Source organism: Gracilimonas sp. BCB1 (assembly GCF_040117685.2).
Taxonomy (GTDB): domain Bacteria; phylum Bacteroidota; class Rhodothermia; order Balneolales; family Balneolaceae; genus Gracilimonas.
On the sequence record NZ_JBEDYP020000014.1, the window covers coordinates 189,659 to 203,821 of the forward strand.

The 14,163-nt window shown below is 44.0% G+C and carries 15 protein-coding genes; 3 read left to right on the forward strand and 12 right to left on the reverse strand.

The features are described 5' to 3' along the window. Window positions 1-133 precede the first annotated feature (133 nt). From ABFW99_RS11600 to ABFW99_RS11615, 4 genes are all read right to left on the reverse strand, one after another. Complete coding sequence (locus ABFW99_RS11600; protein WP_349354181.1) at window positions 134-1,312, reverse strand: acetyl-CoA C-acyltransferase; 1,179 nt, start codon at window positions 1,310-1,312, stop codon at window positions 134-136. Window positions 1,313-1,396: 84 nt separating this feature from the next. Beyond that, entirely contained in the window at window positions 1,397-2,533 is a 1,137-nt protein-coding gene (locus ABFW99_RS11605) for a cystathionine gamma-synthase (RefSeq protein WP_349354182.1), read from the reverse strand. A gap of 2 nt (window positions 2,534-2,535) precedes the next feature. Beyond that, on the reverse strand, window positions 2,536-3,726 hold the full coding sequence (locus ABFW99_RS11610; protein WP_349354183.1) for a tetratricopeptide repeat protein: 1,191 nt from the start codon (window positions 3,724-3,726) through the stop codon (window positions 2,536-2,538). Between the two features lie 23 nt (window positions 3,727-3,749). Next, window positions 3,750-5,063: a tetratricopeptide repeat protein gene (locus ABFW99_RS11615; protein WP_349354184.1), complete on the reverse strand. Its 1,314-nt coding sequence runs from the start codon at window positions 5,061-5,063 to the stop codon at window positions 3,750-3,752. 139 nt (window positions 5,064-5,202) lie between these two features. Here ABFW99_RS11615 and ABFW99_RS11620 point away from each other — a divergent pair, with 139 nt between their 5' ends. Then, window positions 5,203-5,580 carry a RidA family protein gene (locus ABFW99_RS11620; protein WP_349354185.1) on the forward strand — a complete coding sequence of 126 codons (378 nt, stop codon included), beginning with the start codon at window positions 5,203-5,205 and terminating at the stop codon, window positions 5,578-5,580. Between the two features lie 20 nt (window positions 5,581-5,600). Here ABFW99_RS11620 and ABFW99_RS11625 read toward each other — a convergent pair whose 3' ends face one another. From ABFW99_RS11625 to rplU, 4 genes are all read right to left on the reverse strand, one after another. After that, the gene (locus tag ABFW99_RS11625) at window positions 5,601-7,412 is read right to left on the reverse strand and encodes a M23 family metallopeptidase (RefSeq protein WP_349354186.1); all 1,812 of its coding nucleotides are present in this window, start codon (window positions 7,410-7,412) and stop codon (window positions 5,601-5,603) included. Window positions 7,413-7,415: 3 nt separating this feature from the next. After that, entirely contained in the window at window positions 7,416-8,069 is a 654-nt protein-coding gene (locus tag ABFW99_RS11630; protein ID WP_349354187.1) for a fumarylacetoacetate hydrolase family protein, read from the reverse strand. A 72-nt stretch (window positions 8,070-8,141) separates the two neighbouring features. Continuing rightward, the gene (gene rpmA, locus ABFW99_RS11635; protein ID WP_349354188.1) at window positions 8,142-8,399 is read right to left on the reverse strand and encodes a 50S ribosomal protein L27; all 258 of its coding nucleotides are present in this window, start codon (window positions 8,397-8,399) and stop codon (window positions 8,142-8,144) included. A 26-nt stretch (window positions 8,400-8,425) separates the two neighbouring features. After that, window positions 8,426-8,941 carry a 50S ribosomal protein L21 gene (gene rplU / locus ABFW99_RS11640; RefSeq protein ID WP_349354189.1) on the reverse strand — a complete coding sequence of 172 codons (516 nt, stop codon included), beginning with the start codon at window positions 8,939-8,941 and terminating at the stop codon, window positions 8,426-8,428. Window positions 8,942-9,079: 138 nt separating this feature from the next. On the opposite strand from rplU, the gene ABFW99_RS11645 reads away from it, so the two are divergent. Beyond that, a complete protein-coding gene (locus ABFW99_RS11645) occupies window positions 9,080-9,316 on the forward strand; it encodes a hypothetical protein (RefSeq protein WP_349354190.1) in 237 nt (78 codons plus the stop codon). Window position 9,317: 1 nt separating this feature from the next. Here ABFW99_RS11645 and lexA read toward each other — a convergent pair whose 3' ends face one another. Further along, a complete protein-coding gene (lexA, locus tag ABFW99_RS11650; RefSeq protein WP_255132855.1) occupies window positions 9,318-9,974 on the reverse strand; it encodes a transcriptional repressor LexA in 657 nt (218 codons plus the stop codon). Between the two features lie 92 nt (window positions 9,975-10,066). On the opposite strand from lexA, the gene ABFW99_RS11655 reads away from it, so the two are divergent. After that, window positions 10,067-12,061, forward strand: coding sequence for a peptidylprolyl isomerase (locus ABFW99_RS11655; RefSeq protein ID WP_349354191.1), 1,995 nt, complete (start codon window positions 10,067-10,069; stop codon window positions 12,059-12,061). Between the two features lie 2 nt (window positions 12,062-12,063). On the opposite strand, the gene ABFW99_RS11660 is transcribed toward ABFW99_RS11655, so the two are convergent. The 3 genes from ABFW99_RS11660 to ABFW99_RS11670 all read right to left on the reverse strand — a co-directional run bounded on the left by ABFW99_RS11660 (window position 12,064) and on the right by ABFW99_RS11670 (window position 14,118). Further along, window positions 12,064-12,519, reverse strand: a complete 456-nt coding sequence (locus ABFW99_RS11660) for a hypothetical protein (RefSeq protein ID WP_349354192.1) — start codon at window positions 12,517-12,519, stop codon at window positions 12,064-12,066. 79 nt (window positions 12,520-12,598) lie between these two features. Beyond that, the gene (locus tag ABFW99_RS11665; protein ID WP_349354193.1) at window positions 12,599-13,573 is read right to left on the reverse strand and encodes an alpha/beta hydrolase family protein; all 975 of its coding nucleotides are present in this window, start codon (window positions 13,571-13,573) and stop codon (window positions 12,599-12,601) included. Between the two features lie 47 nt (window positions 13,574-13,620). Further along, entirely contained in the window at window positions 13,621-14,118 is a 498-nt protein-coding gene (locus ABFW99_RS11670) for a DinB family protein (RefSeq protein ID WP_349354194.1), read from the reverse strand. Window positions 14,119-14,163 lie beyond the last annotated feature (45 nt).

A 14,163-nucleotide genomic window follows, 5' to 3' on the forward strand; every position in this document is an offset into this window, starting at 1 on the left:
AACGATAAATGAATAGTAGCTTTGGTCTATACAGTAGAGTCGTTTGTTTCAGGTCTGCTTTATAATAGGTCGGTGAAATAATAATGTCAATAAAAAAATACCCCGCTTAAAAATGTAAGCGGGGTAGGTTCTTTTAAAGCATTTCCAGCACAAGGGAGGAAGCTCCGCCTCCACCGTTACAGATACCGGCACAACCGTATTTGCCTTTTGTTCTGCGAAGGGCATGGATGAGGGTAACGATAATCCGTGCTCCTGAACATCCGAGCGGGTGTCCAATACTTACTGCACCCCCATGGATGTTTACCTTGTCAGGATCAAGCTCTAATATCTGATTGTTAGCCAAAGCTACAACCGAAAAGGCTTCATTGATCTCAAAAAGGTCGATGTCACTCTTTGTCAGCCCGGCTCTCTTAAGCGCAATCGGGATGGCATCAGCCGGAGCAGTTGTAAACCATTCCGGGGCTTTAGCTGCACTGGCATGGCTCAATATTTTTGCTAATGGCTTAAGTCCGAGTTCTTTGGCTTTGTCTGCACTCATCACCAACACCGCTGCTGCACCGTCATTAATACTGGAGGCATTGGCAGCCGTTACAGTCCCTTCTTTGTCAAACACCGGTCGCAAATCCGGAATCTTTTCAAAACGAACTTTATCCAGTTCTTCGTCTTTTTCTACTTCGGTTACATTTCCTCTGCGGTCTTTAACTTTAACCTTTATCAGCTCGTCTTTGAAGTAGCCCTTTTCCGTGGCTTCGATGGCTCTTTTGTACGAATTAATAGCATATTCGTCCTGTTCTTCACGGCTGATGTTGCACTCTCTGGCGCAAAGATCGCCGGCATTGCCCATCAGGTATTTGTTATATACATCCCAAAGGCCGTCTTTCACGATGCCGTCTTCGGCTTCAACGTGCCCGTATTTGGCCCCAAAACGTTGCTTAGGCAGATAATAGGGAACATTACTCATACTCTCCATTCCACCTGCTACAATGATATCTGCTTCGCCTAAACGAATCTGGTCGGCGGCGATCATGATCGACTTCATCCCGGAAGCACACACTTTATTTACCGTGGTTGCAGGAGTACGCTCGTGAAGCCCTGCTTTCATAGCTGCCTGCCTGGCCGGTGCCTGCCCGATACCTGCTGAAAGTACATTGCCCATTACCACCTCCTGTACATCATCGGGCTTAATGCCTCCTGATTTTACCGCTTCAAGGATGGCCGATGCGCCCAACTCGGGTGCAGAAAAGGAAGAAAGGCTGCCTCCAAAGGAGCCCATGGGGGTTCGTTTTGCAGATACAATTACAACGTCTCGCATGATCGAAATTAGTTTTGAATTAGATATTCTGTAAGCGCTTTTTCAGCGTTTGAAAGATACTAAAGGCTCAGGAATGATGATATACTAAAATGCCTGTTTCAGGTCATCGATGAGGTCATCAGCGTCTTCAATTCCAACGGAAATACGAATAAGAGAGTCTTTTAATCCTGCTTTCTCACGTACCTCTTTTGGAATGGAACCGTGAGTCATGGATGCGGGGTGGCTAATCAAAGATTCCACACCACCCAAACTTTCAGCTAAGGTGAAAATCGAGGTGTTACTCATAAATTTAGTGGCGGCTTCGATCGAGTCGTCTTTCAGGGTGAAAGAAAGCATGGCTCCGAAGTCATCCATTTGTTTAGCAGCTAATTCATGCTGTGGATGAGATGACAAGCCGGGATATAATACAGACTCAACTTTATCATGACTATCCAGGAAGGAAGCTATTTGCTTGGCATTATCAACCGATCGTTGAACACGTACGCTTAAGGTTTTTATGCCTCTTAAGGTTAGATAGCAATCCATTGGCCCTGGCACCGCACCGGATGTTTTGGTTTGGAACCGGAGGTTTTCCATAATCTCCTTATTGGAGCTGGCGACCGCACCATGAATTACGTCAGAGTGTCCGGCCAAATACTTGGTTGCTGAATGGAGCACGGCATCAGCTCCAAATTCGAGCGGTCGCTGCAGGTACGGAGATGCAAATGTATTGTCTACAACAGTAAGTATATCCTTCGGCTTAGCCAGCCCAACTAACGCCTCGATATCAACAATGCGCAACAAAGGATTGGTTGGTGTCTCAATCCACATCAATTTAGTTTGAGGGGTGATGGCATCCTTCACCTTATCAAGATCCGTCATATCAACAAATGTGAAATTAATCCCGTAGGGTTCAAACACCTTGGTAAATAGACGGTAGGAGCCTCCGTATAAATCATTAGTCGTCACAACGTGATCGCCCGGGCGTAACATTTTCATCAGGGAATCCATTGCTGCAACACCGCTTGAAAAACAAGCGGCTTCATCAGCACCCTCTAATCCGGCGATCATTTGCTCGAGAGCTGTGCGGGTAGGGTTTCCAACACGGGCATAATCGTACCCTTTATGTTTATTAGGAGCTTCCTGAGCGTAGGTTGAAGTTTGAAAAATGGGAGGCATTACCGCGCCTGAAGTTTCTTCTGGCTTCTGGCCGGCATGAATCGTCTTGGTATTAAATTTCATAATTAATTATCTGCTGAGGCAGTTTTGCGATTTTTTAAAGTTTTGAGAACGCTGAGTTTATTGGTGTATTCTTCGTTGTTCGGATCTATTACAACTAATTTTTCGTAGTAATCAATCGCAAAGTTAATAAGTGTATAGGCTTTGGATTCGAGGCTGGCTCTGTCGTTCTCAAAAGCAACGGGCAGAAGTGACAAGTACTGAGCTGAAAGGTTATTATAGAAAACAGCAAGACTTTCAAGGTACTCTGTATTCGAGGTATCTCTTTTAAAGGCTTCGATCAGTTGCGTTTCGGCTTCGTCGCCCATTCCTTCAGCTTCAAATTTAATCTGCTCAACAAGCATAGTATCATTACTCGTATAGGCTTGCTTCAGGTCTTGTAAAATTCCGGAAGTAATCTGGTAAAGCTGGGTACCATATACATTTCTCAGGTTGGCATTATTAGGATACTCTGCAACCAGATTCTCAAGTATATCGGCTGCCTGTTCGCTATTTCCATCCGATATGTAGGCATTGATCAATCCAAAAGCCAGGTTCATATCTTCCTGCATATTTGTATTGGCCTGCTCATAGTAAGCAGCGGCTTGTTCGGGTTCTCCCTTCTCAAGATGTAAATATCCAAGATTTTCATAGATTTCGACCGGCTCTTCATCAGCATAATTCAGGGCAGTTTCCAGTGTTTGGATGGCATCATCCAAATTCCCCTCGTTAAACTGTGCAATCGATAAGTTCTTATAAGAACTGACAGCGTCTTCCTGTAAGATTAGCGCGTTCTGGAAGTGAATTGCAGCAAGCTGGTATCGTTCAGAAATATCTTCGTTCTCTGAAATTCGAAGTCCGGCATTGTGTTCTGTCTTCCAATATTGCTGCCGCAGGCTATCTATAACGGAAACCTGGGATGCATCAGCTCCATATTCTACGGCTAACTCAAAATTATCGGCCGTGTTGTTGTAAAACTCAGCTCGTAATTCGGGATCTGCCTGGTGAGCTAAATCGGCATTAATTGTGGCTTTTTGAATATAAAGTGAAGGTTGTTCGGGGTTTTCAGCAAGTCGGTTATCAATCTCAATGATGGCTTCCTGATACTTTTTATTTGCGAGCAGTTCATCAATGTTAACTTTCGATGTACTGCAGGAAATAAAAAACCCGGCCACAAGAAGTAAGCCTGTTAGCCGGGTAAAATTTGAAATAGTCATATTAAATTTTTTGAAATGTGAAATTACATGCCTGCTTTATCCATGGCTTCGGCAGCTTTTTCTTGCATGTCGAGCTGAACGTAAATGCGAGATAGTGATTGCCAGTTGGCGGTATTGTCAGGCTCAAGCTCTACAGCTTTTTCGTAGTATTTCATGGCTTCACGAAGCTCTTCTTTAGCTTGTTTGTCAAGCTCGCTGGCAAGTTCGTTATCCTGGGTGAAATTTCTTTTCTCGTATAAAGCAGCAGCTTTATTGGTGAAAGAAATACCAAGATATTGGTAAGCCTTAGGATCTTCCGGACGTAATTCCGTAACTCTGATCAGTTCAGATTCTGCGCGGTTGCTCAACTCATTCATTTCTGAAGTAAGTTCTTCATTCACAGATACCAAAGAGTCGATGGATGCATTAATGGCATCTGCTCTGTTGCGGTTGTTCCGAAGCTCAGTACCCAAGTCATAAATCTCATCGTAGTTACTGGTAATTCTTTCAGAAATTTCGGTAGTAGCCTGTAGTAACTGAGTTCCCAATGCCAGGTGATATTGAGCATTATCAGGATCTCTTTCGATCAGTGCTTCAATGGTCGCAATAGATTTGTCTCTTTGTCCGGCCTGCATGTACACATCAGCTAAAACCTGTACCAGCTGCACACTGTCCGGGTAAGACTCAACACCATTTTCCAGTACGGTAATCGCTTCTTGAGGCTGCTCACTTTCCCGGTAATAAGTTCCCAATCGTAAGTAATCTTCAGAAGGTGGGTTACCCTTCATCTCCATAGAAGTGTTCAGGGCTTTAATGGCTCCGGGGTAATTGCCGTCGAGGCTCTGCACCTGAGCAAGGATGTCCCAGGAAAGGGTACTATCAGGATTGATGATTACAGCATTCTCAAGGTGAGCAACAGCTACTTTGATCGGTTCTTCTACGGTAGCTTTCAGGCTGTCATCATTTACATACTCAATAGCTTTGTTGTGCTCAAAGCCCCAGGTACTAAGGATAAGATTATCCACATCACCGGCTTCAGAAGGGACTTCTTCCTGAGCTGAGAATTTCTCGCGAGCCGTTACGGCAGACTCTCTGAAATCCTCGTAGGTTCCTTTTCTCTCATTTGGTTGAGGTATTGTTTTGGCTTTTTCTTTAAACGTCATGGCCTTGTAGTAATAAGGAAGGCCGCTTTCAGGATTATTTCGGATCGAACGGTCTAAAACAGCAAGGGCAGAGTCATAATTCTGAGTGAAAATATTTTTCTGCGCCTCTTCAATCAAAGGATCTGTCGTTTCACAACTAGCAAGGATCCCTACAAAAAGAACCGCTGAAAGTAAGTTTCTAAGTAGCTTTTTCATTTTATTATAAAATTGAATTTGGTTGAAATCGGGTCAAATGTATATGTTATCGAAAATAGTCATATGTGCTGCTTTCTGCAATTTATTAGCGCATATGCTTTAGATTTTTGTATCACCATAATCATTAAGGAATATATTCATGAAAAAAATACACGCTACAGACAACGCACCGGCTGCCATAGGGCCTTATAGTCAGGCAACCTCTTATAACGGAACGCTTTACTGCTCCGGACAGATTCCATTAGATCCTGAAACGATGGAGCTGGTAGGTGAAACTGCAGCTGAACAGGCTGCTCAGGTTATGACCAATCTTGAAGCTGTACTTGTTGAGGCCGGCATCGATTTCTCACACGTGCTCAAATGCACCATATTCTTGGCAAGTATGGATGATTTTGGGGCTGTCAATGAAGTGTATGGAGCACGGTTTAAGTCAGATCCTCCCGCACGAGAAACAGTAGCTGTAAAAACCTTGCCGAAAAATGTGCTGGTTGAAATCAGCTGTATTGCGCACCTGTAATCTTTTATAAAAGCCGGAAATTAGTTTTGAAATTCTTTTGAGACCTTGTTTCCGGCTTTATCTTTAATCTCAACAACAGCTGTATTTACCTTTTGGGGTTTAAAATCAGGCAGGTAGTAAATCAGTAACTCTTCTTCGTAATCGTATTCGGCAATACCCTGCTTTCCATTAACAAAAAACTTGGCCGATGATGACTCGATGCCGGTCAGCTTATCGATAACCCGTACGGAAGCCATCCATTTTCCATAATCGGTTTTATAGATGTTAAAGTAAGAGATTTCCGGCGGGTCATTATCAGCTAAAACCGTAAGCTCGCCAAGTGCTGATGGCCGGGCGTGGATTGTTCTCCCTATCAATTCAGATTCCACATAGCTTGTATCTCCATCAGAAGCATCGATAGTGAAAAGGCGATAATTATTGTCATCTTCAAAGTAATCTCCCAGAAAGAATTCCAGCCCGAAGTTGGATTTTGCGGGAAGCATCTCCGGTTGTATTGAAATCTTGATTTGTTCATTATCCATCTTATAGGAAGCAGCAACAGTCAGTGTATCGAAAAAGGCTTGATCACCAAATCGAAGCGTTAACTGCCGGTCGGGAGAAATTACTTTTTGAGAGCTCCCGGGCGTGATGCGGGCAAATTGTAACAGCTTTTTTGAAGAATCAATCCGAACAATGTGCTGAGATTCTTCCCACTTAAATCCAGAGTTGAGTTGTGTCAAATCCAGGGTGTTCTGAAGGTCAGGTGAGGCCCAGTTTTCAGCCCAGTACCATTCATCCGTATTAGGGGTTAGAGAAACCGATGAAGAATTTGAAAGTGTGTCCCGGACAAATGTTACAGTTGCTTTGGATGTATTGCCAAAGTAGTCTGAGGCAACGATTGTGTAAGTTTCTGCAGAATCCGAAAAGCTTATTTGAGCACTTTCTTTAGTGATCAGGTAGAAAGGATTATTACTCCCATCTTTATGATATAAGCGTTGGTGCCCGCGTCGGGTTGATCCAAAAGGAGCAATCCTATCCAGAAACATTTCGTTGCTCTCATTATAATCAAAACGATTCAGTTCTTGATAAAATAAGGTATCCGAATCCTGAACCAATGCCAGTGAGTAAATCGCATAGGCATTATAAACATCATTGGCCCGGTCGTATACATTTACGGCCAATCCTGCTTTTCCGTTTAGTTTCACTTCTCCAAAATCGAACACTTCTTTGCTTTTGTCAGCCCTGATGTAATTGGAGATGGGCTGCCCATTCACCCGTGAGTTTTTTGTCAAAGGCTCAACAATAAGTGAAGAGAATACCGGAGGGAGGACGTCCTGGATAGATAAATTAGTTTTCAATGCATTGACCGGGGTTTCCAGTGAGTCCCGGATTTCAAAGTGGAGGTGGGGAGGACCAATTCCGGTCGATCCCGTATATCCAATTACAGCGCCTTGGTTTACTTGAATACCCAGAGTGTCGAGGAAGGCATCCATTTCAAAAGAGAAGTCCGGCAGCCTGATTGAGTCTGCAATAGACTGAAATTGATCGTTAAAACGCTGAAGGTGAGCATAAACGGTAAAGGTGCCATCCGGGTGCTTCAGATAGATAGCGTTTCCGTAACCGCGTTCTGTAACGAGTAATCTAAACAGGGTGCCTTCTCTGGAAGCAAACACTTTGTAGCCTTCTCTTCCCCAGGTTTTAATATCCAGTCCGGCATGAAAGTGAGCGGAGCGCGTTTCACCAAACGTTGAGCTCAGGTAATTGCCGGATGCTGATGGCCACAGGTATTCCTGTGCATGAACATTTGCAGCAGTTATGAAAAGTGAAAAGATGGCTATACTAAAAAATCGCAAAACTTACCCGATATTCACCGTTAAGGATGAGGTTCCATTATTCAACAGCACTTCAAGCTTATCTCCTGATTCAACCGGCCCAACACCTTCGGGTGTACCGGTGAAAATGAGATCTCCGGGGTGAAGGGTGAAAATTCCCGAAAGAAAAGATATCAGGTTGGCTATCGGAAAAATCATTTCTGAAGAGTTGCCGTGCTGTTTAACAAAGCCATTATGAAAGAGCTTGATATCTATGTCGGCCGGATCTGCAATGTCCTCTGCGGGCACGAAATTACTGATGGGCGCAAAATTGTCGAACCCTTTAGCAATAGTCCAGGGTTGTCCCTGCTTCTTGGAAATGGATTGAATATCCCGCGCCGTAAAATCAATGCCGGCTCCGTAACCGGCTACATAATTAAGGGCAGAGTCCTGGGCGATGCTTTTGCCTTCTTTGGAAATAGCTACTACAATCTCGGCTTCATGATGCACATCGTTGGTTTGAACAGGCAGCTCAATGGTAGCCTCATTGAAACAGATAGTGCCCCGTGGTTTAATGAAAACAAGAGGAATTTTAGGAACCTTATTTCCTAATTCTTTCGCATGCTGAGCATAGTTTCTGCCAATGCAATAGATGTTATTGACCGGGATTTCGAGGCCGGGAATGGTTGGATTTTTCATATCAGGAAGATATAAAAAAGCCCCGCACTTAAATCAAAAAGAGCGGGGCTTTAAATATTTTTAAAATGTAAATCAGTTAATAGGATCTACATTCACGTGCTTTCGTCCGCCCGAGCGAACAGCAAAATTCACGGTTCCGTCAGAAGTTGCGAACAATGTGTCATCGCCGCCTCTTTTTACATTCTGACCGGGGTGAAATTTGGTTCCACGCTGTCTTACGATAATTCCTCCGGCACGCACAAATTCGCCACCGAATTTTTTAACACCCAACATCTTTGGGTTTGAATCACGACCGTTTTTTGTTGAACCTTGACCTTTCTTATGTGCCATAACAGTAAGGGTTTAGTAATGAAAATTTATGATAATGCTTCAATCAGTTCGGCCTTTCTCATACTTGAGTATCCGGTAAGGCCTTTTTCTTTCGCCAAGTCTTTGAGTTCAGCAACTGTCATAGAATCTAAATCAACAGATTCTTCTTTTTTAGAAGCTGATTTTTTGGCTTCTGCTTTGGGAGCAGGAGCGTCATCTTTCTTAGCGGCTTTCTTTTTTGAAGTAGAACCCGAGGTAGAGATGCTCTCGATTTGAATCTGAGACATCACCTGACGGTGTCCATTAAGTTTCTGGTATCCTTTACGGCGTTTTTTCTTGAATACTAATACTTTGTCAGCTTTAACCGTATCCAGGATCGTAGCGGAAATCTCAGCTCCTTCAACTACAGGAGTTCCAATATTAACATTTCCGTTGTCATCTTTAATCAGCAACACTTTATCAAATGTAAGCTTCTTACCGTCGGCGTTTTGCTTATCCACAAACAGCACGTCGTTTTCTGCTACTTTGTATTGGTGTCCGCCGATTTCAACAATAGCGTACATAATCGATTAATTTCTTTCTTTGCGTTTAATTCAGAGCTTGAAAAGATAACGTTTAGATCAGACAAAACAAAGCAAATCTATACTGATAAATTCAGAAACTTCACTTAAATTTAGAGAAATGAAAATCAGGCAATAAATATGAAAAAGCTACCTTCGCTTCACGAACAGGCATTCAAGTATAAAAATACCAAAAGACTACAAAGAGACGGCGGCCGGGCATGGATCAAAGACTCTCAGCTGCATGAGGCGCGTAAAGATGCAAATGGTCGTTTCCTGACCATAGCCAATGAGTTAAAAGTGCCCAATAAGAAAACAACCATTTCAGATAAAAAGGACCTCCCCACTCATCTTAATGAAGATTCTCCTTTACCTTAGTTTAAGCTACTAATGGAATGGCCCGCTGAAATCCTTGTCGGTTTACGTGACCGATATACTTACCGATGATTCGTACTTCTTCGAATACATCCGGCTCAATGATAATGTCATCATACTCTTCGTTGGCGGGTTCCAGCCTCAGGCCGTTATCATCCCAGTAAATTTTCTTCAGGCTGGTTTCTCCATCATACAGAACGGCACCAATGTCTCCGTTTTTCACATCGGTATCCATGAGGAGCACAAAATCTCCGTCATAGATTCCCACATCTTTCATACTGAAGCCGGTAACTCGTAAGGCAAACAGATCATCCAGATCGGGGAAAAGGGTATCGAGCGTAATACTGCCCAGATTTGCTTCAACGGCTTCCTGTAGTGATCCCGCAGCAATCAACCCGCGAACCGGGATGCCTTCCTGTTCTTCGGTTTCACCCAGGAGACTCTTTTTGTCAGAGGGTAAATCATATTCCTCATCATTTCTTTTAACTAAATAGCCTTTCTTCAGCAGCGCCTGTATATTTTGGGTCACGCTGTTTGGAGATGCATACCCAAAGTGGTCGGCAATCTCACGATAGGTTGGCCACACTTCATTCTCTTTTTTATAGTCGACAATGAATGTGAAAAATTCGTGTTGTTTACGAGTCAAATGTGCATTATCCATGGCGAAAGAAGTTTAATGTAAGAAACATGTGTAATAAACGGAGTTTGTCTATGAAGTTCAATACTAAATGTGTAAAAAGTATGTGTGTTTTGATGATGGTCACATTTTCGGCCTTCCTCACAACATCGTGTATGCAGGAAAGTGCATACTCTGAACTTTTAACGGATGAGTACCCGGAGCTGTACCGGCACGCTTTTGATCGTAATGCGGATTCTCTGTTAGCTTACACCGAACACCCGGATTCTTTTGTACAGGATCAAGCGTGGCGGGCGCTCATAAGTACGCCGGTTGAGGATATGGATGCGTTTCTGACCCAAGCCCAATATGCAAATACCGAATTGGGGTGGATGGCTTTGAGCGCACACGAGCTTACAGATGAACAATTGACCCGCCTGCACGATTTATGGAACCGAAGAGCTTCGATGAGAAAGGGGATCAGTAAGGTGCTGGGGCAACAGGGTAATCAGGAGTCTTTAGATCTGTTGGTTCATAATTTTGATGAAATTATTGGCCCTGATTCTGATTACGAGTATAACTCGGCCTTAGCTATGGGGCGATTGATGATGGAGCATGAAATGCCGGAATCATCCCGCCGGAGTATACTTCGATATGCTGCTGTCCTGGAAGAGGAGGATTTATACCGTGCCTATTTCTATGGACTCTACCGGGGAGATGAGATAATTGAAGACGAGCAAATCAGGACCAATATTTGGGAAGCGTATGAATGGGTGGAAAGTCCGTATATCCGGCAGTATGCACTGCGCATAGCTTTTAAAAGCGACGCAGAATGGACGCTTGAACGCCTGCCGGTGGAAGATATATCGGATATGAATGTGCAGCTTGCAGTGGAACTGGCAAACCAGGCTTCGAATGCCGGATGGAGCCCAAAACTCGAAGAGGTGTACACAAGGCTGCTTGATCATCCCAACCCCGTTGTGAATGAAGTGGCTTTGAACCGGATAGCCAATCACCCCGAAAAAGAAGCCAATTTTGATGCGGTTATCAGTGCAAAAATAGTTGAGAATGAACAGAAAGAAGCATCGGTTCGTCTTTCCGGTATAATCGCATTGAGTGAGGCAGATGAATACCTGAGCCTGGCAGAGTCTCTTTCCGGCGGGCAAGAATATTTGTTGATTAAGAAGTTACATATCTATCGACAAGCTTTGAATGCTGATGAATTTCTGGAGAAGCTGGAAGAGTATGCCGGAAGTTCAAACAGGATGGAAGCTTTGTTTGCCGCCCAGGCCATGTCGGGGTGGTGGGCTGATCTGGAGGAGAGCCAAAAAACTACAACTGTCGAAGAAAAGGTAAGAAACCTGGTCTTTGATTTACTTGAAAGGGGCGATCGCTCCATTACTTATATAGCGGCATCATTCATGAGAAATGCCGGGGTGATTGAAGATGAAGATTATACCCGAATTGAAGCAATGCTGGCCAACTATCAGCTGCCCGAAGACATTGAGGTGTATCAAGCCATGGCCGGATTTTTTTATGAGCGTTTTCGTGATGAGGCCCAGATTTTGATTGATTCCCTGGCTGCAAAAGGAAACCCGGCCCTTAACTCCACATTGGCAAATCAGGGTTGGGACGTACCGGATGCCGAAGCCGAACCTCCGACATTCAGAACTCCGGATTGGCAACGTTTGGCAGAGCTCGACTTTGAACCTGTCTGGGTACTGGAGACAGAAGAGGGAACCATTAAAATTGCTATGGACGTACTTTCTGCTCCTGCAACCATCTCTGGTATTGACAGCCTGACCCGTGCCGGGGCCTATGATTCCGTAGCTTTCCACCGCGTTGCACCGAACTTTGTGATACAGGGAGGAGATGTGGAAACAGGTGATGGATTTGGCGGCCCGGATTATGTTGTGCCAACCGAAGCTTCCGGAAAAGAATACCGACGGGGAATGGTGGGTATTGCAAGTGCGGGTACCGACACGGAAGGCAGTCAGTATTTTGTGATGCACGACTGGGCACCGCATCTGAACGGGCGTTATACCATCATCGGTGAAGTGATTGAAGGAATGGACGTGGTAGACCGGATAATGGTGGGAGATAAAGTGTTGAAGGCTAGCTGGCAGAGATAAAATTAGTCCGGGTCAGATAATTCTTTTCTGAAAATCCTTGGGAAAAGTAATCCATTTGCTAAACCAACCAGCGGGAACAGGATCACTGCATCCAGCATACTGTACAGGTAAAAGACTTTGATATCGGATGTGTAATGATTCATATAAATAGCGGCAAGGCTTACAAAGAAAAGTCCCATCAAGGCAAAAATTTTGAGACTTTTCATAATATAACTTCCTTTGACCTGTGGATGGGCAATATAGAAAACCCAGGTTGCTGTTAACCACATCATGAAATTGTAGAATAAAGAAATGGCAAAATCTGTTGAAGAAAAATCATTATCAAAAACCTCGGGGTACTGAGGAAGCACAGCATGCATCGGCTCCATAAGCACCACGGCTTCGATAGGGCCTCCTATCAGATAACGCACTAAATTCAGAATAAATACAAGACCCAGAAATTTCAGAAAGATTTTCATAATTCACTCCAAAATATGAGTTATAAAAGCGGGTGAATTCTTTAATGAACTGAAATACAGCTAATTTTCAAAGAGTATTCTATAGGTTCTCAAAAACCCAGTCCTGGAAAACTTCTTTAAACCGGAAGGAGAAGTTTTTTTGAACACTCTGGCTTTCCTCGAGATAGTCATAGCACTTGGGCACTACATGGAAGAAATGGTTGGCACCGGCAATGGTATGAACGGTAAAGTTGGAAGGGAGCGAGTCCGGATATATTTCCTGAAGACTTTCCATAGCCCAATCCGGGTACACCTGCCCGTCATTTTCCCCAAAAAGGAATAAAGACGGGATGTTGATGTCCCTGATATAGGTTTCAGGTTCAAACCCAACCTTCATGTTCATATGCCGCCACCGTTTGGTGAGAGGCAGTACCGAGACCCAGTTTTGGTGGGATTGTGCTTTTTGTACCGCCTTCCTGTATGCAGTGGTACTGTCTTGTCCGTTGCATACATATTCACTGTGATACTCATTAACCAGCTGCCTTGTAGGGTCGAAAGTTGGTCCGCCTAGGGAAGCCATAAGTTTAACCTGATCCGGTGAAGTGGCGGCTACAACCTGAGCCATCCAGCCGTCTTCACCCAGTCCTACAATTCCTATTCGGTCGGGGTCTACTTCCTTTCTTTGCTGTAAATATTGAATAGCTGCCTTGGCATCATCAGCGAAATCGGTTAACGAAGCGCGGCCCCATCGCCCGTCAGATTCACCGACACCGCGCGGATCGTAATAGAGAATACCGATGCCTGCCGGCGGGAAAACCGCTTCCAGGTTCTCCTGAATAAAAATCTCTCGCTGTGGATGATGGTCTCCCCATTCATACATTCCTCCAGAAAACACAAGTACAGGGACATTTTCAGCTTTCTCAGGTAAAACCAGAGTGCCGTTCAAAACAATATCCCCGCTTTTGAAAACAACTTCTTCTCCTTGAGAAACGGAAGAGTTTTGGGCAAAGCTATGTAAGGGGAGTAGTGCACCAATTAATACAAGGCTAATGGTGGCAATTGTCACTCGCATCATGTTGAATAGTCTTTCTGGATGAAAATAGATATCGAACCTTGATTTCATTAAAGTTGCGATTGAATACGCTCAAGTTGTTTCATGTGACGCTGGCTGTGAATAATACTGAAGTGAACCCACTCCATGCGGGTTAAATACCCAAAAACAGGATGTTTGTACTTCATGCATAGTTCTTCTTGCGGAAGTTCTTCAATGAGTTCAGCAATTTTATCCCTGTTATTGCGAAATTTACCGATCAGGTTTTCTTTTGTTTTTTCTCCTTCGGTGGGAAGGATAACACCGGAGGCTTCCATTTTGGCATCTGACTCGAGGAACCGCTTCCTCATATCAGGAAGGTAAGCATCAGGCTGTCGGTCGGTAAGCTGTTTGGTTTCTCCGGTAAATAATCGGGGTATTCCAAATTCAGAACGATATAGGTGTTCCAACACATCCGCTGCCGACCATGAGTCCGAATCGGGCTTTAGATTAAATTGTGCATCGGTGAACTCGTTGACCTTGCCAACAAAGATATCGGTGTTTTCTAAAAGCTGATTTTTAAGCGTCATAGTAAAAGATAAATTGCCCGACTAAAGTAAACGAATGTTCTGAAA